Below are 281 nucleotides of genomic sequence, written 5' to 3'. Positions count from 1 at the left end.
CATCGAAGCGACGGTGGATGGCGAGCCCGACCGCGTGGCGGGCATGGTAGGACGCCTCGTAATCGGCCGAAGGCGAATCGAACTGTAGCTCGAAGTCGATCGACGAGCCGCCGAACGCGACAAAGCCGGCGCGGACGAAGATCATGCCGTTGCGCTCCACCTCTTCCTGGAAGATCTGCGGCAGGCGCGCGAGCGTGTCGCGATCGGTTTCATAGGCGACGCCGATCGCCATCTTGGTACGGCGGCGATCGCGCTGCGTGTTGTTGATGATTTCCTTGTCG

General features: G+C 63.3%; 1 protein-coding gene. It reads right to left on the bottom strand.

Features of this window, described 5'->3' with window-relative positions:
* On the bottom strand, positions 1-281 hold a 281-nt coding region (locus tag J8I29_RS29740; protein WP_209434431.1), incomplete at both ends, for a mechanosensitive ion channel domain-containing protein.

Origin of the sequence: Labrys sp. LIt4 (genome assembly GCF_017813775.1) — a bacterium.
Classification (GTDB): domain Bacteria; phylum Pseudomonadota; class Alphaproteobacteria; order Rhizobiales; family Labraceae; genus Labrys; species Labrys okinawensis_A.
Note: the sequence above shows the minus strand (reverse complement) of the source record. Positions and strands in the feature narration are given on the sequence as shown.